18 protein-coding genes are annotated in these 22,628 nt (G+C 71.5%); 15 read left to right on the top strand and 3 right to left on the bottom strand.

Annotated features, from left to right (window positions below; genetic code table 11):
• Positions 1-33 precede the first annotated feature (33 nt).
• Positions 34-1,839, bottom strand: a complete 1,806-nt coding sequence (locus BLU02_RS03460; protein ID WP_231919632.1) for an ABC transporter substrate-binding protein — start codon at positions 1,837-1,839, stop codon at positions 34-36.
• Between the two features lie 314 nt (positions 1,840-2,153).
• Complete coding sequence (locus BLU02_RS03455; protein WP_083370875.1) at positions 2,154-3,302, bottom strand: M20 family metallopeptidase; 1,149 nt, start codon at positions 3,300-3,302, stop codon at positions 2,154-2,156.
• A gap of 93 nt (positions 3,303-3,395) precedes the next feature.
• Between BLU02_RS03455 and BLU02_RS17395 the strand changes: the two genes are divergently transcribed.
• The 11 genes from BLU02_RS17395 to BLU02_RS03400 all read left to right on the top strand — a co-directional run bounded on the left by BLU02_RS17395 (position 3,396) and on the right by BLU02_RS03400 (position 15,271).
• Positions 3,396-4,175: a GNAT family N-acetyltransferase gene (locus tag BLU02_RS17395; RefSeq protein WP_157546990.1), complete on the top strand. Its 780-nt coding sequence runs from the start codon at positions 3,396-3,398 to the stop codon at positions 4,173-4,175.
• Positions 4,172-4,855 (top strand): MurR/RpiR family transcriptional regulator, encoded by a 684-nt coding sequence (locus BLU02_RS03445; RefSeq protein ID WP_060923601.1) that lies wholly within the window; start codon positions 4,172-4,174, stop codon positions 4,853-4,855. The genes BLU02_RS17395 and BLU02_RS03445 overlap by 4 nt, the downstream gene beginning before the upstream one ends.
• On the top strand, positions 4,852-6,000 hold the full coding sequence (menC, locus tag BLU02_RS03440; RefSeq protein ID WP_060923600.1) for an o-succinylbenzoate synthase: 1,149 nt from the start codon (positions 4,852-4,854) through the stop codon (positions 5,998-6,000). Before BLU02_RS03445 ends, menC begins: the two co-directional genes overlap by 4 nt.
• A gap of 30 nt (positions 6,001-6,030) precedes the next feature.
• Positions 6,031-6,918: an aminotransferase class IV gene (locus BLU02_RS03435; RefSeq protein ID WP_083370874.1), complete on the top strand. Its 888-nt coding sequence runs from the start codon at positions 6,031-6,033 to the stop codon at positions 6,916-6,918.
• Position 6,919: 1 nt separating this feature from the next.
• Entirely contained in the window at positions 6,920-8,032 is a 1,113-nt protein-coding gene (locus BLU02_RS03430) for a dipeptidase (protein WP_060921666.1), read from the top strand.
• On the top strand, positions 8,029-8,742 hold the full coding sequence (locus tag BLU02_RS03425; protein ID WP_060921667.1) for a type 1 glutamine amidotransferase: 714 nt from the start codon (positions 8,029-8,031) through the stop codon (positions 8,740-8,742). The genes BLU02_RS03430 and BLU02_RS03425 overlap by 4 nt, the downstream gene beginning before the upstream one ends.
• The gene (locus BLU02_RS03420; RefSeq protein WP_060921668.1) at positions 8,739-10,265 is read left to right on the top strand and encodes a serine hydrolase domain-containing protein; all 1,527 of its coding nucleotides are present in this window, start codon (positions 8,739-8,741) and stop codon (positions 10,263-10,265) included. The genes BLU02_RS03425 and BLU02_RS03420 overlap by 4 nt, the downstream gene beginning before the upstream one ends.
• 84 nt (positions 10,266-10,349) lie before the next feature.
• Complete coding sequence (locus BLU02_RS03415) at positions 10,350-11,963, top strand: ABC transporter substrate-binding protein (protein WP_060921669.1); 1,614 nt, start codon at positions 10,350-10,352, stop codon at positions 11,961-11,963.
• Positions 11,964-12,009: 46 nt separating this feature from the next.
• Positions 12,010-12,957 (top strand): ABC transporter permease, encoded by a 948-nt coding sequence (locus tag BLU02_RS03410; RefSeq protein ID WP_060921670.1) that lies wholly within the window; start codon positions 12,010-12,012, stop codon positions 12,955-12,957.
• Positions 12,954-13,766 (top strand): ABC transporter permease, encoded by an 813-nt coding sequence (locus tag BLU02_RS03405; protein ID WP_060921671.1) that lies wholly within the window; start codon positions 12,954-12,956, stop codon positions 13,764-13,766. The genes BLU02_RS03410 and BLU02_RS03405 overlap by 4 nt, the downstream gene beginning before the upstream one ends.
• Entirely contained in the window at positions 13,763-15,271 is a 1,509-nt protein-coding gene (locus BLU02_RS03400; protein WP_060921672.1) for an ATP-binding cassette domain-containing protein, read from the top strand. Before BLU02_RS03405 ends, BLU02_RS03400 begins: the two co-directional genes overlap by 4 nt.
• Here BLU02_RS03400 and BLU02_RS03395 read toward each other — a convergent pair.
• Positions 15,261-15,902, bottom strand: a complete 642-nt coding sequence (locus BLU02_RS03395; RefSeq protein WP_060921673.1) for a pentapeptide repeat-containing protein — start codon at positions 15,900-15,902, stop codon at positions 15,261-15,263. The genes BLU02_RS03400 and BLU02_RS03395 overlap by 11 nt on opposite strands.
• A gap of 370 nt (positions 15,903-16,272) precedes the next feature.
• On the opposite strand from BLU02_RS03395, the gene BLU02_RS03390 reads away from it, so the two are divergent.
• From BLU02_RS03390 to BLU02_RS03375, 4 genes are all read left to right on the top strand, one after another.
• Positions 16,273-17,124, top strand: coding sequence for an endonuclease domain-containing protein (locus BLU02_RS03390; protein WP_231919631.1), 852 nt, complete (start codon positions 16,273-16,275; stop codon positions 17,122-17,124).
• Positions 17,125-17,436: 312 nt separating this feature from the next.
• The gene (ileS, locus tag BLU02_RS03385; RefSeq protein WP_060921674.1) at positions 17,437-20,865 is read left to right on the top strand and encodes an isoleucine--tRNA ligase; all 3,429 of its coding nucleotides are present in this window, start codon (positions 17,437-17,439) and stop codon (positions 20,863-20,865) included.
• Entirely contained in the window at positions 20,862-22,214 is a 1,353-nt protein-coding gene (locus BLU02_RS03380; protein WP_060921675.1) for a bifunctional folylpolyglutamate synthase/dihydrofolate synthase, read from the top strand. Before ileS ends, BLU02_RS03380 begins: the two co-directional genes overlap by 4 nt.
• Complete coding sequence (locus BLU02_RS03375; protein WP_231919630.1) at positions 22,211-22,627, top strand: DUF4233 domain-containing protein; 417 nt, start codon at positions 22,211-22,213, stop codon at positions 22,625-22,627. The genes BLU02_RS03380 and BLU02_RS03375 overlap by 4 nt, the downstream gene beginning before the upstream one ends.
• Position 22,628 lies beyond the last annotated feature (1 nt).

Genomic DNA, 22,628 nt, shown 5'->3' with positions numbered 1-22,628 from the left:
CGGAGGCCCGCCACCCGCGGCGTCTCGCCGGACTCATTCGACGTCGGCGATGTTGCGGCGACGGATCAGGAAGAAGATGAACCCTCCGATGATGACCACCCCCACGACGATGCCTCCGATGAGGAGTCCGGTGTTCGTGCCGGTGCCGCCGGCGGTCGCGCCTTCGACGGGCTCGACGGTGAGGTAGCCCCAGTAACCGGCCTGGTTGGCGATGATGCCGCCGTCCTTCGGCTGCAGCGTGAAGCCCGTGAAGCGGTCGGAGCGGTAGGCCTCCAGCGAGTTGGCGTACCAGGTGGCGACCTGCGCGGTGTCGGTGTAGTTCAGCGCGAGCATGTCGTGCACGATCTCCTGGCGCTTCTCCGCGTCGATCTCGGAGCGCTGCGCGGCGTACATCTCGTCGAACTCCGGGTTGCAGTACCCGTCCTGCGTGGTGCCGCCGGTGCCGTCGGTCGCGGTCGGCAGGTTCATGCAGGTGTTGATGCCCAGCTGGTAGTCGGGGTCGGGGTTGACCGACCAGCCGCTGAAGTACAGGTCGTAGTCGCCGGAGGTGGCCTTCGCGCTGATCGTGTCGGAGTCGGTGGACTCGACCGTGATCTCGATGCCGATGTCCTTCATCCACGGGACGAAGAAGTCGGAGATGGACTGCTCGTTCGCGTCGTCCGCGTCCGTCAGCAGGCGCAGGCTCAGGCGCTGGCCGTCCTTCTCGCGGATGCCGTCCGCGCCGGGGACCCAGCCCGCCTCGTCGAGCTTCGCCTGCGCGGCCTCGGGGTCGAAGCCCACGATCACGTCGTCGTCGTCCGACAGGTGCCACTTCGGGAAGGACGCCGGGATGAAGCTCGTCGCGAGCGTGCCCTCGCCGTCCAGGACCTTGTCGAGGAGGGTGGCCGTGTCGGTGCCGAGACGGATGGCCTGGCGCACCTCGAGCTCCTTCAGCGCGGCGTTGCCGGTGCCGTAGGGCACGTTGTCGCGGGTCTGCTGACCGACGTTGATGCTGATCGAGTGGTAGCGGCGGCCCTCACCGGAGTGCGTGGTGATGCCGTCGACGCCCTCGAGTGCCGAGAACTGGGTGGGGGTGAGGCCCGTGACGAGGTCGACGTCGCCCGCCTTGAGCGCCTGCACCTGGGCGTCCGAGTTCGTGTAGTACACGTACTGGATCGCGTCGATCTTGGGGGCGCCCCGCCAGAAATTCTCGTTCGCCTTCAGCACGATGGACTGGTTGGCCGAGTAGCTGTCGAGGACGAACGGGCCGGAGCCGACCACGTCGGCGTCGTTGGTGAAGGTCGTCGGGTCGTCGACCTCCTCCCAGATGTGCTTCGGGACGATCGGGATCTCCGAGCCGGGGTTCGGGGCCTGCGGGGTCTTCAGGGTGATCACGACGGTCTTGTCGTCGGGGGTCTCGACGGTGTCGAAGTTGGAGACGAGGTTGCCGTTGGCGGTGCCGAGGGCGGGCACCGTCATCATCTGGTCGTACGTGTACTTCACATCGGCGGAGGTGATGGGCTCGCCGTCCGACCAGACGAGGTCGTCCTGGAGGGTGAAGGTCCACGTCTGACCACCGTCGGTCGCCTCCCAGCTGTCGGCGAGGCCCTTCGTGGGCGAGCCGTCCTCGGCGTCGTTCTGCACGAGCGACTCGTAGACGTACCGGATGATGTTCGTCGGCGTCAGGTAGATCGAGATGAACGGGTTGAACGTGTCCACGAACCCGGAGGTGGCGATCCGGAGCGTCGTGTCGGAGGCCGGGGATTCGGTGGCGGCGCTGACGGACTGCGCCTGAGCGGCACCGACCGGAGCGGCGAGGAGGAGCGCGGAGGCGATCGCGGCGGCGGTCAGACTTCGCACGGTTCTGGAGCGGGGGGCAAGACGCATGGAAGGTCCCTTCGGGCGCCGCCCGGATCCACAGTGAAGCCGGGTCGGTGCTGACCATGCAAGCGGAAGACGGCCCTGTGGTCAAGACATTCGATGCGTATCGCGCAAGAAAAATCGCGCGGATCCGAAAGATCGCCGGCCGTCGAGCGGGTGTAACACAGCGGAAACACGCGGATGCCAGGATGCGCGCATCGGAATGACGGGAGCGAAGGATGACTTCTCGACGCGGACATCCGGAACGTATCTCGGGCCGGTTCGGGTCCGGCACGCGAACCGGAATCGTATCGTCACTCCGCCGGGACGGTGAGCACGGCACGCAGGAGCGCGATGCGTTCGTGCAGGGAGGAGCGCAGGAAGTGCTCGTCCAGCGCATGCGCACCGCCGCCCCGGGGGCCGAAGCCGTCGACGGTCGGCAGACCCTTTCCGCCGAGGAGGTTCGTGTCGCCCGCGCCGGCCGCGGGGCGGCCGTCGACGTGCTGGCCGAGTGCGGCGCCGCCCGCGGCGATCCGGGCGAGGAGGTCGGTGTCCTCCGCCGAGGCCTGCCAGGCGGGCCGGGCGCTCAGCACGGCGATCTCGAGGCGGGCGCCGGGGCGCACCGGTGCCAGCTCCTGGAGGGCGGTGAGGACGCGCTGCTCGCTGTCCGGGTCTTGGAAGCGGAGGCCGATCTCGGCGGCCGCGTGCGCTGGCACCACGTTGGTCCTCGCGCCGCCGTCGATGACGCCGACGTTGCACAGCACCGGACTCGGAAGCTCCGGGTCCGCCACGATCGTGCGGACCAGGAGGAGCTGGTCGACGAGCTCGTCGATTGCGGAGACGCCATGCTCGGGGTCGAGGGCGGCGTGGGCCGCGCGGCCGGTGACGGCGATGCGCACCCGGGCGCTGCCGCGGCGGCCGACCTTGAGGGCGCCGTCGGGATGCGGGGACTCGAATCCGATGGCGCAGGCCGCGCCCCTGGCCCGTTCCGCGAGCTGGGGGCCCGAGACGGGGGAGCCGATTTCCTCGTCCGCGACGAGCACGATCCGCACGGCGCGCCGCTGTGCGAGCGGCACGGACTGCAGGTGCCGCAGGGCCTCGAGCATCACCACGATGCCGGCCTTCATGTCGTAGGCACCGGGGCCGCGCACGACATCGCCGTCCTCGGCCCACGGCAGGTCGTCCGACAGCGTGCCCGCCGGCCAGACGGTGTCGGTGTGGCCGACGAGGAGAACCGGGTCTCCGGTACCGGGGACGTCGATGACGAGATCCGTCCCGAGCTCGTGCGGGATCCGCTGGACGCTGCCGCCGACGCCGGCGAACCAGGCGGACAGCAGGTCGGCGATGCGGGCGCTCGCCTCCGTGTCGCGGCTCGGCGTCTCGATCAGCACGAGTTCGCGCACGAGTGCGATGATGTCGTCGGAAGGATGGTCCCCGTCGCGCACTGCCGAGAGAGTCGTCACGGTTACGAACCGTATCTTGCCCCTTGATCGCCCCGCAACCCGCCGATAGCATCGCTCTCAGCAGCAGGACTCCTCGATCTTAGGAAACGTATCGTGCCTCATTCTTCGGTGGCCGCCGGTGTCGCCCACGGCTGCCGCGAACTCACCCGGTACACCGAGTTCCGTGAGGCCGCCGCGCTCTACGCCCGCGTCTTCGCGTACACGGAGAACGAGTACGCCCTCAACGCCAACCTGCTCACCGCCCTCGCCCGCAACGGCGGTTCCGCGGTCGGCGCCTTCGCCGACGACGGGGAGCTGATCGGGTTCGCGTACGGGTTCGCCGGCTGTGACACCACCGGCGCGTCCTTCCACTACTCGCAGGCGGCCGCTGTCGATGCCGCGCACCAGGGACGCGGCGTCGGCCAGGCGCTCAAGCTCGCGCAGCGTGCCGTGGCCCTGCGCTGGGGGCAGCGGACGATGCGGTGGACGTTCGATCCGCTGCTGTCACGCAACGCGCACTTCAATCTGAGCTCTCTCGGCGCCGTTGGCATCGCGTACGAGCGCGACTACTACGCCCGCCCCGACACCGACCGCCTGGTGGTCTCCTGGGACCTGGACGTCGCCGATCGTCCGACCCGCCGGTCCCTTCCCGTCCCTCCCATGCTCGGGCCGGACGACTGGGGGCGGGCCGTGGCGGCGGACGGCGGCACCTGGATCGCGATCCCAACCCGTCCCGGCGCCCTCGACACCGAGGAGCGCGCGGTGCTGCGGCGGGATCTGGAGCGGACGATGACCGCGGCATTCCGCCGCGGGGACGTCCTCGTCGGGGCCACGCGCCTCGACGACGACGACACGGCGGTCTACCGCGCGACACCTCGGGAGGGCACGGCATGAACGACCACGACCAGGAGGATCGCGACCTCGTCTCTCCGCGAGACCGCTACGGCGAGCGCATCCGCACCAACCTCTCCGCCGAGAGCATCCAGGCGCGGATCATCGAGACCGAGCAGCGCACGCTCGCCCAGACCTTCGAGGAGCTCAGCCGCTCGGCCCAGGTGCCGCAGGCCGCGGCGCTGCTGCTCGGCGCCCGGCGACGGTACGTGGCCGGCGAGGGCAAGGCGGCGGCGTACGCGCAGCTCCTCAACGCGGATCTCTCGGCGACGCTGTCGAACGTCTTCCTCGTCGACGGGCACGCGCTGCAGCCGCTCACCGTGCTCACCGACGTCCGGGCCAGCGACGTGCTCATCGCGTTCTCCCTGCGGCGCTACCGGGAGGAGACCGTGCGGCTCGGGCGGCTCTTCCACGAGGCGGGCGGTCAGCTCGTCGTGATCACCGACAGCGAGGACGCCCCGCTCGCATCCATCGCGACCTCGCTCATCCGGGTGCGCACGGGATCGGCGTCGTACGCCGACTCGCCGACCCCGGTCGCGGCGGTGTGCCACCTGCTGAGCGCGCTCACCACGGCGAGCGCGAAGGGAGCGCGACGGCGGCTCGCCGAACGCGACCGGCTGGTGGCGCGCCTGGGTCTCTACGGCCCCGAGACCGCGCGGGCCCGCCCCGAGGAGGAGGCGTGAGGGTCGTCCGCGTCCGGCTGTTCGCCCTGCGCCAGCCGCTGCGTCACAGCTTCGAGACGAGCTCGCACCGCAAATCCGGCATCGAACACGTGCTCGTCGAGGTCACCGATGCCGACAGCCGGACGGGCTGGGGGGAGATCGCGTCCCCGAGCGATCCGTTCTACGGTGCGGAGACCACGGTCACCGCGTGGGAGATCGCCACGCGGTACCTCGTGCCCGCGCTGCTCCGTGCCGAGGGGGAGGAGCCGGCGGAGCTGGAGGCGTCGTGGGCGCGGGTCCGCGGGCACGAGTTCGCGAAGGCCGGGTTCTCCGGCGCGGTGTGGGACCTGGCCTCTCGGCGGCGGGGGGTCGCGCTCGCCGCGGCCCTGGGCGGGACGCGTGACGAGGTCGTCGCGGGGGTGTCGTTGGGCATCGAGCCGTCGATCGACGAGCTGCTCGCGCAGGTGGAGGTGCAGCGCGCCGCCGGCTACCCCCGCGTCAAGCTCAAGATCGCTCCGGGATGGGATGTCGAGCCGGTGCGTGCGGTGCGCGGCGCCTACCCCGACCTCGATCTCCACGTGGACGCGAACGGCGCCTACGCCGATGACGAGCGGGCGGCCGCGGTGTTCGCGCGCCTGGATCGCGAGGCGCTGACCATGATCGAGCAGCCCTTCGCGCCGCGGGATCTCGTGGCCCACGCCGATCTGCAGGCGCGGCTCGACACGGACGTGTGCCTGGACGAGTCGGTCGTCGACCTCGGCGACCTGCGGACCATGATCCGGTTGGGTGCAGGGCGGGTCCTCAACATCAAGGTGTCGCGGATGGGCGGGCTCACCGTCGCCCGCGCCGCGCACGACGTTGCGCAGGACGCGGGCATCCCCGTGTGGTGCGGCGGGATGCACGAGTTCGGCGTCGGGCGAGCTGCGAACGTCGCGCTGTCGTCCCTTCCCGGCTTCCTGCTGCCGTCGGATGTGTCGGGATCGGACAAGTACTACGAGTCCGACATCATCGCGCCTCCGGTGACCGCCGTCGCCGGTCGCGTGACGGTCCCCACCGGACCGGGCATCGGACACGAGGTGCTCGCCGAGCGCATCGCCCGTGACGCGTCCCGCGTCTTCGACTCCTCCGCGGCCGAGGCCCCCGAGGCCGTCCTGACCGCGGGCTGACCGACCCCGAACCTGCGAGAGCGGAATCCCATGCGTGCACTGCTGCTGTACCGGCTCGATCTCGCCGTCGAAGCCGCGGAGGACGGGATCCACCCCGTCGATCCGCGCGAGCCGATCATCCGGGCGACCGACCTCGGCGTCACCCGCGGCGACGGCGTGTTCGAGACCGCCGTGGTGCGCGGGGGCAGGCCGCAGGCGCTGGAGGCGCATCTCGCGCGGCTGGAGCGTTCGTCGCAGCTCCTGGGGCTGCCCGCGCCAGGCCGAGAGCTGTGGGCGCGGGCGGTGCGCCGCGCGGCCGCCGAGGTCTCCCGCCCCGGAGTGCTCCGGGACGGGGAGATCGCCTCGATCAAGTTCGCGATGACCCGCGGGGACGAGATCGACCCGGCCGGACCGACGGGGTGGGTGCTCGGCTTCGCGGCAGAGGACCCGGAGGCCGTCCGCGCGCGGGGCATCTCCGCGGTGGTGCTCGACCGCGGGTACCGGCACGACGTCATGGAGACCGCGCCCTGGCTGCTGCAGGGAGCGAAGTCCCTCGCCTACGCCGTGAACCAGGCGGCCCTGCGGGAGGCACGGAGCCGAGGTGCGGACGATGTCGTCTTCGTCAGCGCCGACGGGTTCGTCCTCGAAGGGCCGCGGTCGACGCTGATCGCGCGGCTCGACGGGACGCTGGTCACGCCACCGCCCGAGCACGGGGTGCTCCCCGGGACGACCCAGGCCGACGTCTTCGCGGGACTCGCCGAGGTGCCCTCCCGCGTCGGTCCGATGATGCGGGACGATCTGGAGCGGGCGGACGCCCTCTGGCTCTGCTCCAGCACCCGCGGTGCGGTGCCCGTGCGGGAGCTGGACGGTGTCGCGCGCGCCGTGGACCCGGTGCTCACCGCGCGGATGAACGCGGTGCTGGATGGACGAGAGGACTGAAATGGTCGACGCGGACCTGCCGATCGATCGGGTGATCGACGGCCACAACGACCTCGCCTGGGCGAGCAGGACGCTGCTCGGCTACCGGGTCGCGGAGCTCTCCGGCCCGGTGACGGCCACGCAGACCGATCTGCCGCGGCTGACCGCGGGCGGGGTCGCCGGCCAGTTCTGGTCGGTCTGGGTCGATCCCGTGCTGGAGGGGGCGGAGCAGGTGGTGGCCACGCTCGAGCAGATCGACTTCGTGCACCGCCTCGTCGACGCCCACCCGCAGCGCTTCGCGATCGCTCGGACGGCGGCCGACGTGCGTGCGGCGATGGCGGAGGGGCGGATCGCCTCGCTCATCGGCATCGAGGGCGGCGACCAGCTCGGCGGATCGCTGGCCGTGCTGCGGCAGTTCGCGCGTCTCGGCGCGCGGTACCTGACGCTCACCTGGTCGCGGACGATCGCCTGGGCGGACTCCGCGACCGACGAGGCGCGCCACGGCGGCCTGACGGACTTCGGACGCGAGGTGGTGCGTGAGATGAACCGCATCGGTGTGCTCGTCGACCTCTCGCACGTCGCTCCGACGACCATGCGGCATGCTCTGGAGATCACGACCCGCCCGGTGATGGTCAGCCACTCCGGCGCTTTCGCCCTGTGCGACCACCCCCGCAACGTGCCGGACGACGTGCTCGCCGCGATCGGCGCGCAGGGCGGCGTCGTGATGGTGCCATTCGTCCCCACGTTCGTCTCGCAGGGCCGCCGCGACTGGTGGGAAGCCGGCGGAGAAGGAGAGGCGCCGCGCGTCGGCGTCGCGGACGTCGCCGATCACCTGGACCACGTGCGTCGCGTGGCCGGCGCACAGGCGGTCGGGATCGGCGCCGACTACGACGGCTCCGATGCGATGCCGGACGGTCTCGGCGACGTCTCGGGGTACCCGGCGCTGTTCGCCGAGCTGCGGCGTCGAGGCTGGTCGGAGGACGACCTCCGGGCCCTGGCGCACGAGAACGTCCTCCGGGTGCTGGAGGCGTCGGACCCCGACCACGAGGCCTTTCTCGCGGGCAGTGCAGGAGAGCCCGCCGCGGCCGCGCTCGCTCCGGCGGTCGACACGACGATCCGGGAGGGGGCGCTGTGACCCCGCGCGTCCTCGTGATCGTGAACTCCGCGAGCTCCGGCCCGCGCCGCCTCGGCACCTGGCTGCGGGAGAAGGCGATCGACGTCGATGAGATCGTGGGAGCCGAGCAGCCGCTGCCCACCTCCCTGGACGGCTACGCCGGACTCGTCATGCTGGGCGGCGGGCTTATGCCGGACGACGATGACCGCGCGCCGTGGCTCGCCGCCGAGCGCGCGCTCGCCGCGGAGGCCATCGACCGTGACCTCCCCACCCTCGGTATCTGCCTGGGCGGTCAGCTGCTCGCCCACGTGGCCGGCGGCGAGGTCGCCGAGAAGACCGGACCCATCGAACGTGGCGCGACCCCCATCCGCCCCACCGCGGCGGGACGTGCCGACGCCCTGTTCGCGGCCCTCGGCGATGAGGCTCCGATGATCGAGAACCACCAGGACATGATCACGCGGCTGCCATCCGCGGCGGTGCTGCTGGCGACGAGCGCCGCCGTCGAGAACCAGGCCTTCCGGCTGGGGGCTCGGGTGCGGGGCGTGCAGTTCCATCCCGAGGCGTCCGCGGCCGACCTCGCGCGTTGGGACGACGCGGCACTGCGGGGAGAGGGACGCTCGCTTCCCGCCCTCATCGCCGCCGCCGAGCGCGTGCACGATCACAACACCGCGGCCAGCCGCGCGCTCATCGAGGCCTTCGCCGACGAGGTGCGCGCCGGGGTCCCCGCATGACCGGGAAGGATGCGGATCTCCTCGTCACGGAGGAGACCGCCGCGGAGGCACTCCGCCACGGCCTGGACGAGCGCGCGCGTCGTGCCGCCCCGGCCGCCATCGCCGCGGTGGCCGAACGGGGAAGCGTCCGCGCAGTGCTCACCCACGGCCATCCCCGCGCCGATGAGGCCCCGACGACGCGGGACACCGTCTTCCGCATCGCGTCGATGTCCAAGAGCTTCCTGGCCGCCACCGTGCTCTCGTTGCGCGACCGCGGCCTGCTCGACCTCCACGCGCCGATCCGCACCTACCTGCCGGAGGTCCGGCTGCAGTATCGGGGCGCCGACGTCGAGGTCACCGGCGACCTGCTGCTCTCCAACCGGTCCGGTCTGGGGGAGGACAACGCCTGGGTGGACCGCCATCTCGGCGCCTCCCGCGCGGAGATCGCGGCGCTCTTCGCGGGTGGGGTGCGGCTCGCGGCCGCGCCGGGAACCGTCTACCAGTACTCCAACCTCGGCCAGTCGCTGCTCGGCCGCGTCGTGGAAGCGGTGACGGGGCGGGCCGTGGAGGACGTCATCCGGGAGACCCTGCTCGAGCCCCTCGGACTGCGCCGGACGGCGCACGGGGCGGACGGCTACGCGCCCGAGACGCTGGCCGGCGGGTTCCGGACGTTCGACGACGGCGCCACGTTCCGCCCCGAGCCGTTCGTGGGGTCCGGGGCACTCGGCTGCATCGGCAGCATGTTCAGCACCGTCGACGACATCGCGAGATGGATGTGGTTCCTCGGCTCGGCCTTCACCGACGACCCGCTGGCGCCCGCCGTGCTGGCTCCGGCGTCGCGACGGGAACTGCAGCAGGCCCGCACCCCCATCCCGGTGCCGACGGCGATGTTCGACGGGCGCGATCTCGCGGGGGCCGGCTACGGCTACGGCCTCTTCGTCGAAGACGACCGGCGGTTCGGGCGGGTCGTGCAGCACTCCGGCGGCCTTCCCGGATTCTCGGCGCACATGCGCTGGCACGCCGCCACCGGCATCGGCGTCGTGGCCTTCGGGAACTCCGACGAGTTCGGCGCCCGGCGGATCGCAGGCGCCGCGCTCCAGCAGCTGCTCGAACAGACGGACGCCCCCTCCGCGGTCCTGCACCCGTGGGCGGAGACGGTCGCCGCCGCGCAGGCTCTCGATGCCGCGATCCGCTCCGGACGGCCTGCCGCCACGTACCCGTTCCTCGCCGACCATGTGCTCGACGACATCCCGGCCGACGTCCGCGATGCCCGGCTGGCGGCACACGTCCAGGAGATCGGCGGATTCCGCGCAGAGCAGGACCCCTTCCCGGATCGCGTGGTGGCCGCGGCGACGGAGGCCGAACTGCGCTGGCGGATCGCGGGGAACCGCGGCGACCTCCTCGTCGACGTGCGGCTGGTCGGGCTGCCGGAGCCTCGCGTGCAGGGGGTGAGCGCGGCGGTCGTCGCGCCAGGGCGGACACGTGTCGAGGGGGAAGGGGCCGGGGCCGCAGAGCGACACCGGGTCATCCTGCCGTCCCCCTGATCCCGGGACGGGCACAGATCGACCGGGTCCAAAAAACCGCCCTAGGATGGAGACATCCCGACCCGTCCATTCTGAGGAATCCTCATGCCCGCCACCCCTGTGCGTCGCCTCCTGCCCCTCGCTGCGCTCGCCGCCGCCACCGCCCTGGTGCTGAGCGCGTGCGCCGGCCCGTCCACGGAGAGCGACGGCGGTGAGCTCGTGTGGTCGATCGAGGGCGCGAACCTGTCCGCCGGGCACATGGACCCGCAGGTGAGCCAGCTCGACGTCTCCGGCATGGTGCAGCGGGCGGTGCTCGACTCCCTGGTCTTCCAGGAGGACGACGGCACGTTCAGCCCGTGGCTCGCGAAGAGCTGGGACGTCTCGCCGGACAGCACGGAGTACACGTTCACGCTGCGCGACGACGTGACCTTCACCGACGGCGAGCCGTTCGACGCGGAGGCCGTCAAGGCGAACTTCGACCGGATCGTCGACCCGGAGACCGCCTCGGCTCAGGCGGCGAGCATGCTCGGTGCGGACTTCTACGACGGCACCGAGGTCGTCGACGACCACACGGTGAAGGTCTCGTTCACGCAGCCGTATGCGCCGTTCCTGCAGGCGGCCAGCACCCCGCAGCTCGGCTTCTACTCGCCGGCAGTGCTGGCCGAGTCGGCCGACAAGCTCAAGGCGGGCGGCCCCGACGTCACGGTCGGCACCGGACCCTTCGTGCTCACCGAGTACACCGCAGACCAGGAGATCGTCTACACGCGCAACGACGACTACGCCTGGGGTCCGCACGCGGCGAAGGCGCCGGCGTTCGAGACGCTGCGCGTGCAGATCCAGCCGGAGGCGTCGGTGCGTACCGGAGTGATCGAGAGCGGGGAGGCCGACCTCGCCAGCAACATCCCGCCGAACCAGGTCGCCGGGCTGGACGACGCCGGCGTCACGGTCGACTCGGTGGAGTACCCCGGACTGCCCTACTCGCTCTACCTGAACGAGAAGTACGGCGTCTTCGCCGACGAGAAGGTGCGGCAGGCGTTCGCCCGCGGCATCGACGTCGACGCGGCGGTCGAGGAGATCTACTTCGGGCAGTTCCCGCGGGCGTGGAGCATCCTCGGCAGCACGACCCCGGGCTACGACGCGTCGCTGGAGGACTCCTGGCCGTTCGATCAGGACGCCGCGAACGCCCTGCTCGACGAGGCCGGGTGGACGGAGCGCGACGCCGACGGCATCCGCATGAAGGACGGCGAGCGCCTGTCCGTGCGGTGGATCGCCTGGACCCCGGTCCCGGACGACCGCGCGGCGCTGGCCAACGCGATCCAGTCGGACCTCAAGGCCATCGGCTTCGAGGTGCAGCGCGAGGAGCTGGAGCCCGGCGCCTACAACGCCCAGTACGAGCCGAAGACGTTCGACCTCACCGACTGGGGTTTCTCCGGCGTGGACGCCGACTTCCTCCGTGCGCACCTGCACACCGACGGCTTCCAGAACGCCTCGCAGGTGAGCGATCCGGAGATCGACGCGCTCCTGGAAGAGGCCGTCGCGTCGAGTGATCAGGACGCCCGCAACGAGCTCTACACGCAGCTGCAGCAGTGGAACGCGGAGTACACGGCCATCGTCCCGCTCTACAGCCCCTCGGCGATCACGGCGGTCGGCGAACGTGTGCAGGGTCTGGACTACGACCTCTACGGGCGACCGCTCTTCTACGATGTGAGCCTCGGCTGACATCCGGCGGCCGTCGTTTCGAGGGAGCGGGCGGAGTGATCGAACCGTGAAGGCGGTGCTCGGCCGTGCCCTCGGGCTCGTCGCCTCGGTGGTCATCGTGCTGTGGGGCGCCGCGACGGTCGCGTTCCTGGCCTTCCGGGTGATCCCCGGCGACCCGGTCTCGGTGATGCTGGGGCCGCAGGCGCAGGTGAGCGAGGCCGTCAAGGACGGCATCCGCGCCGATCTCGGGCTCGACCGTCCGCCGCTGGAGCAGTACGTCGGCTTCATCGGGCAGCTCGCCCGCGGCGACCTCGGCGAGTCGTACCAGCTGCGGCTGCCGGTGACCGAGGTCATCGGACGGCAGCTCGGCGCGACCGTGCAGCTCTCGGCCCTGGCGCTGGGGATCGCCGTCGTCCTCGCCCTCGCGGTCGCGGTCTTCGTGCGGGGCCGTGTCGGGCGTACCGTCGCCGCCGGCGTCGAGCTCGTGGTGCTCTCCTCGCCGGTGTTCTGGATCGGGCTGCTGCTGCTCAGCGTCTTCGCGTTCGGACTGGGGTGGTTCCCCGTCTCGGGAACCCGCAATCCGGCGACCATCGTCCTGCCGGCGATCACGCTCGCCCTCCCGGTCGCGGCGCTGCTCAGCCAGGTGCTGCGCGACGGGTTGATGCAGGCGGAGCGGATGCCGTTCGCGGAGACGGTCCGTGCGCGGGGCGCCGGGCCGACCTGGTTCACGCTGCGGCACGGGGTGCGGCACGGCGCCGCGTCGGCGGTCACCCTCGCGGCCTATCTCACCGGCTCGGTCCTCGGGGGCGCGGTTCTCGTCGAGACCGTGTTCGCCCGGCCCGGCCTGGGGCGGGTCACTCTCGCCGCCATCAACGACCGGGATCTCCCCGTCCTCACCGGGATCATCCTGCTGAGCGCTCTCGTCTTCGTCGTCATCAACGTGGTGGTGGAGCTCGTGCATCCGCTGATCGACCCCCGCGTCGCCGCCTCCTCCCGACCGGGAGTCGTCCGATGAGTCGGGGGCAGCGGTTCCTGCTGGGCTCCGCCGCGGTCGTGCTGGTCGTGGTCGCCGTCGCCGCCCTCTGGCCGGGGCTGCTCGCCACGCACGATCCGCTGCAGACCGAGGTGCGGGCCGCTCTGCTGCCGCCGAGTGCCGAGCACCTCTTCGGCACCGATCAGAGCGGCCGCGACGTGTACTCCCGCGTGGTGTTCGGCGCGGGGCGCTCGGTCGGGATCGGACTTCTCGCCACCGCCATCGCCCTCGCCGCCGGCCTGCTGGTGGGGGCGCTCGCCGGCATGTCGCCGCGGGGCGTGGACATCACGCTCATGCGCGTCAACGACGTGCTCATGGCTTTCCCGGAGTTCCTGGTGGCGCTCGTCGTGGTGGCCGTGCTGGGACCGGGCCCGGTGAACATCGCCATCGCGGTGACGCTGGCGGCCGCACCCGTGTACGTGCGGCTCGCCCGCGTGCAGACCCGGACGCTCCGCGTGGCGGAGCACGTCGAGGCCGCCCGCATCCTCGGCGTGCCGCCGCTGCGGGCGTTCCGCCGGCACGTGATCCCGGGAGTGCTGGGATCGCTGAGCGTGCTGGCGACCATCGGCATCGGGTCGAGCATCCTCGCCGCCGCCGGACTGAGCTTCCTGGGCCTGGGGCCGTCCGAGCCGACTCCGGAGTGGGGCCTCATGCTCGCCGGCGGTCGCAACGTGCTCGGGCAGGCATGGTGGGTGTCGGTCTTCCCCGGTCTCGCGATCACGCTGACGGTGGTGTGCGCGACGGTGATCGGTCGGATCCTCCGGGCTCGGGCGGAGGGGAGGGACGCATGAGTGCGGCGCTGGAGGTCGAGGGGCTGCGGATCGCCTTCGCGGGGACTCCCGTCGTGGAGGACGTCTCGTTCGCGGTGGATGCCGGCGAGTGCCTGGCGATCGTGGGGGAGTCGGGGGCGGGGAAGTCGCTCTCAGCTCGCGCTCTGCTCGGCCTCACGCCGTCGACGGCCGACGTCGCCGTCGACCGGCTCCGCATCGACGGGGTGGATGCCGCCGCGCTGACCGAGCGCGGCTGGCGGCGGCTCCGGGGAACCGGGATCGGCCTCGTGTCGCAGGACGCCCTCGTATCCCTGGACCCGTTGCGACGGATCGCGGACGAGATCGCCGAGCCGCTGCGGCTGCACCGCCTCGTGCGCGGGCGCGCGGCCCTCGCTGCGCGGGTGCGGGAGCTTCTCGGACGGGTGTGGATGCCCGACCCCGACCGCCGTGCACGGCAGCGTCCGCAGGAGCTCTCCGGAGGGTTGCGGCAGCGCGCGCTCATCGCCTCGGCGCTGGCCGGGAACCCCGCGGTGCTCGTCGCGGATGAGCCCACCACGGCCCTGGACGCGACCGTGCAGGCCCGGATCCTCGTGCTCCTGCGGGAGATCGCCGATGATGGCACCGCCGTGGTCTTCATCAGTCACGACTTCGCGGCGGTGCGGCGAGTGGCGGATCGGGTGCTGGTGATGAAGGAAGGCCGGATCGTGGAGTCCGGCCCGGTCGCGGAGGTACTGGCCGCCCCTCGCCACCCGTACACCCGGCAGCTCCTCGCGGCGACGATGCACGAGCCGCGGGAGGAGCGTGCGGCGTCCTCGGAGGCCGTGGTGGTCGCCGACGACGTGTCCAAGACGTTCGGCGGGGTGCCCGCGGTCGTCGATGCGTCGTTCACGGTGCCCGCCGGGCGGACGCTCGGCATCGTCGGCGAATCCGGATCGGGCAAGACGACCCTGGCCCGGATGCTGGTGGGCGTGGAGACGCCGGACACCGGAGCGCTGCGGTGGACCGGGGCACCACGGGTGCAGCTCGTGCACCAGAACCCGCTCGGCGCCTTCGACCCGCGGTGGACGGTCGGGCGGTCCCTGGAGGAAGCGCTGGAGGCGGGAGGGGTGCCGCGCGGCGCGCGTCGGATGCGGGTCGCGGCGCTGCTCGCGGAGGTCGGGCTCGACGAGAGCGTCGTGGAACGACGACCGGCGGCGCTGTCAGGCGGGCAGCGGCAGCGGGCGGCCCTGGCCCGAGCGCTCGCCGCCGACCCGGACGTGCTGGTGCTGGACGAGCCCGTCTCGGCCCTCGACCCCTCGGTACGCGAGCGGGTGCTCCGGCTCCTCGCGCGAGTGCAGGAGGAGCGGCGGCTCACGATGGTGTTCGTCTCCCACGACCTCGACGTCGTCGGCGCCGTCGCGGACGACGTCCTGGTCATGCAGGACGGCCGGATCGTCGAGCAGGGGCCCACGGCGGCGGTGTTCGCGGCGCCGCAGCACCCGTTCACCCGGGAGCTGCTCGCGGCGAGCGGCCCCGTCAGTCCGTGACGGTGATCCCGAGCCCGGCCGCCATCACGGGCGCGAGCTGCTGCACCTGCACCGACGAGAGGGTGGTGCCCCGCAGGCTCTGGACGTCGAGGTAGGAGAGCGCGTCGAGGCCGCGGAGGTCCACGTCCTTCGCGCGCAGGCCCCGGGGGTCGACCTCGTCGCTGCGCGTGGCCTGGAACCGGACACGCATCAGTTCGGCCTGCGGGATGTCGATCGTGCGGACGGCGCATCCCACGACGTCGACGTCTTCGGCGCGGGCGGCGCCCAGGTTCAGGTAGTCGATGCGCACGTCCCGCAGCTCGAGCTCGGCCACGCGGGCGTCACCGAGGTCGAGGGTCCCGATGCGGCCGCCCGTGATCCGGAGTCGACGGATGCTCGCGTTCCGTAGCCGGAGCGACGCGATGCGTGGCTCGGGCAGGTCGACGTCGAGGAGCGTGGCCCCGGTGAGGTCGATGCTGTCGGCGTCGGCCTGCACCGCGCACTGCTCGAGCGTGGCGTACGCGAGGTCGACGGTGCCGGTGAGCTCCAGCGCGGCGGCGAGGAGGTCAGCCCGGCGCGCGGCTTCACGCGGCTCCAGCACGGGCGGCAGGTCGGGCGCGGACACACGGGGCGCGGTCGGGGAGTTCGGCATCCTCCGAGGCTATGTCCTCCCTCCGACACCCTCGCTCCTCCCTGCTCCGGCTCCCAGGTCGCAGATCCTCACTGACTCGCATTCTCCCTCGCAGCCCCTGCGACAGGAGTCCCGATCTGCGACCTCACCCCGGCCCACCCCGGCTCCGTGGCTCCGGGACTCTTGCCTGCGGGAGCTCGCTGATCTGCGCCGCGTCGCAGGCCCTCGGCAGGTTCCTCCGACGTGCGCGTGAATCTGCGACATCGGGTGGGGTACGGAAGAGAAGGACTCGGGCTGCACAGGAGAGGGAGCGGGGGAGTTGTGCACAGAGGGTGGGAGGAGTTGGCCGAGACAGGGAACGAGGGAGGGGGTGGGGAGCAGCATCGAGAGCATGAACGGGATGAGGCGGGCACGGCTGCTGCAGGCGATGCGCGAGGTCGACGGAGTCGCACGGGTCGAGAGGCTCCGGGATCGCGGGGTCAGCCGGTACGACCTCGAGACGGCGGTCGCGGAGCGGGTGATCCAGCGGGTGCGAGTCGGGTGGGTGGCGCTGCCCGGTGCCGATCCGCGTCGGGTGACCGCGGCGCAGCACGGTGTTCTGCTGACGTGCGTGACGCAGGCGCGGCGGCTGGGCATCTGGGTGCACGACGAGAGACCGCGCCTTCACCTCGCCGCCAGCCCGGGCAGCCGGGGCGGGAAGCCGCCGGAGGCCCGCGTGCACTGGGCTCGGCCTCTGGTCCCGCGACACCCCGATGCGCTGGAGGACTCGATCGAGAATGTGCTGAGCCTGGTGTCCACGTGCGAGCCGTACGAACAGGCGCTCGCGACCTGGGAGTCGGCATTGAACAAGGGGCTCGTCGATCGAGAGAGGCTGCTCCGACTCCGCTGGGGACCGCGCGGGCGGCGGCTCCTGGCCGAGGCGCTGCCGTTCGCGGATGCGGGGCTCGAGACCTACCTGCGCGTGCGACTGCGCTGGCTCCGGCTGCCGCTGCGCTTCCAGACGTGGATCGCCGGGCACCGGGTGGACGCCCTGATCGGCGAGCGGCTCGTGCTGCAGATCGACGGCGGCACCCATGTCGGAGCCCAGCGCGACCAGGACAACCGTCACGATGCAGAGCTGAAGCTGCGCGGCTACCACGTCATCCGTCTGGGCTATCACCAGGTGATGGACGAGTGGCCCGCGGTGCAGGACCTCCTCATGCGGGCCGTCGCCCAGGGACTGCATCGTGCTCGCACGGCGTGATGTCGCAGATCCCACTCCGGGTCGCAGGGATGTCTCCAGAACCTGCGACGTGGAAGAGAATCCGCGGGAGGAGGAGCACGCGTACAATGGGCACACGAGCATCGATCCGGCCATCACCGGGGAGCTCTCGGAAGAACGGTCCGGCGACGGACTCAGTAGAACCGAGCGGGGCAGGCCCGTCACAGCCGCAGTGAGAGTGGTCCGTGGGTCTCTGAGCTTGTCGAGGGGACGCAGGGGCACGCGAGGTGGTACCGCGGTCCGCGAGGATCGTCCTCGCAGCAGCATCCGCCACGACGACCACTGCGAGAGACCATGACCTACCCGCGCTCCTCCTTCGGCCCCGCTGCCGACCAGGCCACCACTGTGGCGCCGAGCCCCCGCTTCCCGCAGATCGAGGAGGAGGTGCTCGACTTCTGGAAGACCGACGACACCTTCCGCGCCTCCATCGAGCAGCGCGAAGGCGCTCCCGAGTGGGTGTTCTACGACGGCCCTCCCTTCGCGAACGGTCTGCCGCACTACGGCCACCTGCTCACGGGCTATGCGAAGGACGTGTTCCCGCGCTTCCAGACGATGATCGGGCACAAGGTCGATCGCGTCTTCGGATGGGACACCCACGGGCTCCCGGCCGAGCTCGAGGCGATGAAGCAGCTCGGGATCACCGAGAAGAGCGAGATCGAGGAGATGGGGATCGACGTCTTCAACGAGAAGGCGCGCTCCTCGGTCCTGAAGTACACGCGGGAGTGGGAGGACTACGTCACCCGCCAGGCCCGGTGGGTGGACTTCGAGCGCGGCTACAAGACGCTCGACCTCGGCTACATGGAGAGCGTGCTCTGGGCCTTCAAGACCCTGTACGACAAGGGGCTCGCTTACGAGGGCTACCGCGTCCTCCCGTACTGCTGGCGCGATGAGACGCCGCTGTCCGCCCACGAGCTGCGCATGGACGACGACGTCTACCAGATGCGACAGGACCCGTCGGTCACCGTCACCTTCCCGCTCACCGGCGCGAAGGCCGAGGCGCTGGGCCTCACCGGCGTGCGCGCCCTCGCCTGGACGACGACCCCGTGGACCCTGCCGACCAACCTCGCGCTCGCCGTGGGGCCGGACATCGAGTACGTGGTGCTGCCCGCCGGTCCCGCCGGCGCCTCCGACGTGCACCAGGGCCGCGCCGCTCCCTCAGCCGACCAGCTCGCGGTCGAGGCCTCCGCACACCGCTACCTGCTCGCGAAGGACCTGCTCGGCGGATACGCCAAGGATCTCGGTTACGAGAGCCCGGAGGACGCGCTCGCCGCGGTCGACGCCACGCTGCGCGGTGCGGAGCTGGCCGACGTCACCTACGACCGCCTGTTCGACTACTACGCGGACGAGGAGACCTACGGCACGGGGAACGCCTGGCGCATCCTCGTCGACGACTATGTGACCACCACCGACGGCACCGGCATCGTCCACCAGGCACCGGCCTACGGTGAGGACGACCAGCGCGTCGCCGGCGCCGCGGGCATCCCGACGATCCTGTCGCTCGACGACGGCGGGCGCTTCCTCCCGAACGTCACGGATGTCGCGGGCGAGCTGTGGATGGACGCGAACACCCCGCTCGTGCGGATCATCCGGGACAACGGCCGCCTGGTCCGGCTGCAGAGCTACGAGCACTCCTACCCGCACTGCTGGCGCTGCCGGAACCCCCTGATCTACAAGGCCGTGTCGAGCTGGTTCATCCGGGTCACCGACATCAAGGACGACCTCCTCGCGAACAACGAGCAGATCACCTGGGTGCCGGAGAACGTGAAGGAGGGACAGTTCGGCAAGTGGCTCGAGGGCGCCCGCGACTGGTCGATCAGCCGCAACCGCTACTGGGGCTCGCCCATCCCGATCTGGAAGAGCGACGACCCGGAGTACCCACGCGTCGACGCCTACGGCTCGCTGGAGGAGCTGGAGCGCGACTTCGGCACGCTGCCGCGGAATCCCGAGGGCGAGGTGGATCTGCACCGCCCCTACATCGACGATCTGACCAGGCCGAACCCGGACGACCCCACGGGCAAGAGCACGATGCGGCGCATCGGCGACGTCTTCGACGTGTGGTTCGACTCCGGCTCGATGCCCTACGCCCAGGTGCACTATCCGTTTGAGAACCAGGAGTGGTTCGACTCGCACTCCCCGGCGGACTTCATCGTGGAGTACATCGGCCAGACCCGCGGCTGGTTCTACGTCATGCACGTGCTCTCGACGGCGCTGTTCAACCGCCCGGCGTTCACGGGCGTCAGCTGCCACGGCATCGTGCTCGGCAGCGACGGCTACAAGATGTCGAAGTCGCTGCGGAACTATCCGGACGTGTCCGAGGTGCTGGACCGCGACGGGTCCGACGCGATGCGCTGGTTCCTGATGTCCAGCGCAGTGCTCCGCGGAGGCAACCTCATCGTCACCGAGGAGGGCATCCGGTCCGGCGTGCGCGAATTCCTGCTGCCGCTGTGGAACTCGTGGTACTTCTTCGCGACGTATGCGAATGCTTCGACAGACTCAGCGACCCAGGGAGGAGCAGGCTCCGCGACCCAGGGAGGCGGGTACGAGGCGTCGTGGCGCACCGACTCGACCGACGTCCTCGACCGGTACATCCTCGCGCGGCTGGGCGACCTCGTCCGCGAGGTCCGGGCCGATCTGGAAGGTCTGGACTCGACCACCGCGTCCGCGCGACTGCGTGACTTCGCCGAGGTGCTGACGAACTGGTACATCCGCCGCTCGCGCGACCGGTTCTGGGTGGGCGTGACGCACGACCCGAAGAGCCGCGAGGCCTTCGACACGCTGTACACGGTGCTGGAGACCCTGTGCCGCGTGGCCGCGCCGCTCGTCCCGCTCATCAGCGAGCGCGTGTGGCAGGGCCTCACCGGCGGGCGCAGCGTGCACCTGCAGGACTGGCCCGATGCGGATCAGTTCCCCGCCGCCGACGAGATCCGCGACGCCATGGATGCCGTCCGTGAGCTGTCGAGCGTCGGCAACGCGCTGCGCAAGAAGGAGAAGCTGCGCGTGCGGCTGCCGCTCGCACGGCTCACGGTGGTCTCTCCGCTCGCGGCCGACCTCGGCCAGTTCGAGGACATCCTCCGCGAGGAGCTCAACGTGAAGACCGTCGAGCTCGTCCCGCTGACCGACGAGGCGGCGGGGGAGTACGGCATCAGCCACCGGCTGAGCGTGAACGCCCGCGCTGCGGGTCCGCGCCTCGGCAAGGACGTGCAGAAGGCCATCCAGGCCGCGCGCTCGGGTGACTGGTCCGAGACCGACGGCGTCGTGACGGCCGGCGGCATCGCTCTGGAGCCCGCCGAGTACGACCTCGTCCTCGAGACCACGGGTCGCCCCGAGGGGGAGGCCCTGGCCATCGTCCCGTCCGGCGGCTTCGTCCTGCTCGACACCGACACGACGCCGGAGCTGGAGGCGGAGGGCATCGCCCGCGACGCCATCCGCGTCGTGCAGGAGGCGCGCAAGAACGCCGGGCTCGACGTCAGCGACCGGATCGTGCTGGCCCTCAACGCCGCTCCCGCGGAGGCGGCGGCGCTGGAGACCCATGCCGACCTCATCGCCGCCGAGACGCTCGCCGTGGCGTTCGCCGTGCAGCCGACCGACGACCTCGACCGGCTCGTCGACGAGGTCACCAGCCCCGGAGACGGCGTGCATCGGAGCGGGGCGAAGGCCCTCGGGGCCGGGAAGGCGCCGCTCCTCGTCACGATCGACACGAACCTGGAGAAGGTGGGCGCATGAGTGCGAGAGACCGGGCCGACGCCGTCTACGAGACGCTGCTGAGCCGTGCCGGGGAACGCTGGGTGCAGCCGCGCAAGGAGCGGACGGCGCGGATCCTCGAGTACCTCGACGATCCGCAGCGCACCTACCGCGTCATCCACATCACCGGCACCAACGGCAAGACGTCGACCGCGCGGATGATCGAGAGCCTGCTGCGCGCCCATGATCTGCGCACCGGCCTGTTCACGAGTCCGCACCTGGAGCGCTTCACCGAGCGCATCATGATCGACGGCGAGCCGATCGCCGACGAGGCCGTCGCCGACGCCTGGGACGAGATCGAACCGTTCGTGGGGATCGTCGACGCCGAGCTCGAGGCGGCGGGGGAGGCCCCGCTGACGTTCTTCGAGCTGCTCACGGTCCTCGCCTTCGTCGCGGTCGCCGACGCGCCCGTCGACGTGCTCGTCCTCGAGGTCGGCATGGGTGGCGAGTGGGACTCCACGAACACCGCCGACGGCGACGTGGCGGTGTTCGCTCCGATCGACATCGACCACGCGGACCGCCTGGGGAGCACGATCGCCGAGATCGCCCAGGTCAAGGCCGGCATCATCAAGGAGGGCGCCGCCGTCGTCTCCGCCCAGCAGCCCGCCGAGGCCGCCGAGGTGCTGCGCCGTGTGGCCGCGGAGCGTCATGCCACCATCGCCTTCGAAGGCGAGGACTTCGGGCTCGCCGAGCAGAAGCTCGCGGTCGGCGGCCAGCTCCTCACCATCCGCGGCCTCGCGGGGCAGTACGAGGAGGAGTACCTCCCGCTGTACGGCGCGCACCAGGGTCACAACGCCGCCCTGGCCGTCGCCGCCGTCGAGTCGCTCATCGGCGGCGCCGGTCAGGCGATCGCCGGCGGCGTGATCTCCGACGGACTCCAGGGCAGCACGTCTCCCGGCCGGCTGCAGCTCCTCGGCATCGCCCCCACCGTCATCGTCGACGCCGCGCACAACCCGCACGGGGCCGCGGCGCTCGCCCAGGCGCTCGACGACAGCTTCGACTTCGACGAGTGGGGCCTCGTGCTCGGCGTCCTCGCGGACAAGGACGCGGCGGGGATCGTCGCGCGGCTCGCACCGGCCGCTGCGCACGTCTTCGCGACCGCGCCGGAGTCGGACCGCGCCAGCGATGCCGACCTCATCGCGGACCTCGTCGAACAGGCCGGACAGCGCGCCACCGTGCACCCGTCGCTCGCCGACGCCGCGGACGCGGCCCGGGAATGGGCGGCCTCGTCGGATCGTCGGGCCGTGGTCATCGCCGGCTCCGTCGTGCTCGCGGGTGAGGCGATCGCGCTCTCCGAGGAGGAGGACTGGAAGTCGGGGTGGCGCGCATGAGTGCCGCCGCCGCCCCGCGTCGACCGCGCGCCCCGCGCACCCTCGTGCAGAAGCTCGCCCCGGTGGTGCTCGGCTTCGAGGCGATCGTCGTCTTCCTCGTCGGTCTCACCATCTTCGGCTTGAAGGCTCTGCCCGCCGGCATCGAGCAGTGGTGGGGGATCGTGGGCGGTGCCGTCGTGGCCGTGGCCTGCGTCGTCATCGCGGGCATGATCACGAAGCCCTGGGCGATCCCCGCCGGATGGATCGTGCAGATCGTGGTCGCGCTGTCGGCCATCGCCGTCCCCGCGGTGCTTCTCGTCGTCCTGATTTTCGGCGGCATGTGGGCGTATGCGACCATCATGGGGGCCCGCCTGGACGCACGACGCCCGAGCGGGGCTCCGACCGCGCAGAACGCAGACACAGAGAGTGAATGAC

Origin of the sequence: Microbacterium paraoxydans (genome assembly GCF_900105335.1) — a bacterium.
In the GTDB taxonomy this organism is placed as follows: Bacteria; Actinomycetota; Actinomycetes; order Actinomycetales; family Microbacteriaceae; genus Microbacterium; species Microbacterium paraoxydans.
The sequence above is the reverse complement of the archived record's forward strand: the minus strand, read 5'-3'. Positions and strand labels throughout refer to the sequence as shown.

Bases quoted from the DNA above. Each gene is read 5' to 3' on its own strand.
- BLU02_RS03445 (WP_060923601.1), top strand. From the start codon at position 4,172: ATGAACGACCACGACCAGGAGGATCGCGACCTCGTCTCTCCGCGAGAC.
- ileS (WP_060921674.1), top strand. From the start codon at position 17,437: ATGACCTACCCGCGCTCCTCCTTCGGCCCCGCTGCCGACCAGGCCACC.
- BLU02_RS03400 (WP_060921672.1), top strand. From the start codon at position 13,763: ATGAGTGCGGCGCTGGAGGTCGAGGGGCTGCGGATCGCCTTCGCGGGG.
- BLU02_RS03420 (WP_060921668.1), top strand. From the start codon at position 8,739: ATGACCGGGAAGGATGCGGATCTCCTCGTCACGGAGGAGACCGCCGCG.
- BLU02_RS03435 (WP_083370874.1), top strand. From the start codon at position 6,031: ATGCGTGCACTGCTGCTGTACCGGCTCGATCTCGCCGTCGAAGCCGCG.
- BLU02_RS03430 (WP_060921666.1), top strand. From the start codon at position 6,920: ATGGTCGACGCGGACCTGCCGATCGATCGGGTGATCGACGGCCACAAC.
- BLU02_RS03395 (WP_060921673.1), bottom strand. From the start codon at position 15,902: ATGCCGAACTCCCCGACCGCGCCCCGTGTGTCCGCGCCCGACCTGCCG.
- BLU02_RS03390 (WP_231919631.1), top strand. From the start codon at position 16,273: ATGAACGGGATGAGGCGGGCACGGCTGCTGCAGGCGATGCGCGAGGTC.
- BLU02_RS03380 (WP_060921675.1), top strand. From the start codon at position 20,862: ATGAGTGCGAGAGACCGGGCCGACGCCGTCTACGAGACGCTGCTGAGC.
- BLU02_RS03405 (WP_060921671.1), top strand. From the start codon at position 12,954: ATGAGTCGGGGGCAGCGGTTCCTGCTGGGCTCCGCCGCGGTCGTGCTG.
- BLU02_RS03375 (WP_231919630.1), top strand. From the start codon at position 22,211: ATGAGTGCCGCCGCCGCCCCGCGTCGACCGCGCGCCCCGCGCACCCTC.
- BLU02_RS03415 (WP_060921669.1), top strand. From the start codon at position 10,350: ATGCCCGCCACCCCTGTGCGTCGCCTCCTGCCCCTCGCTGCGCTCGCC.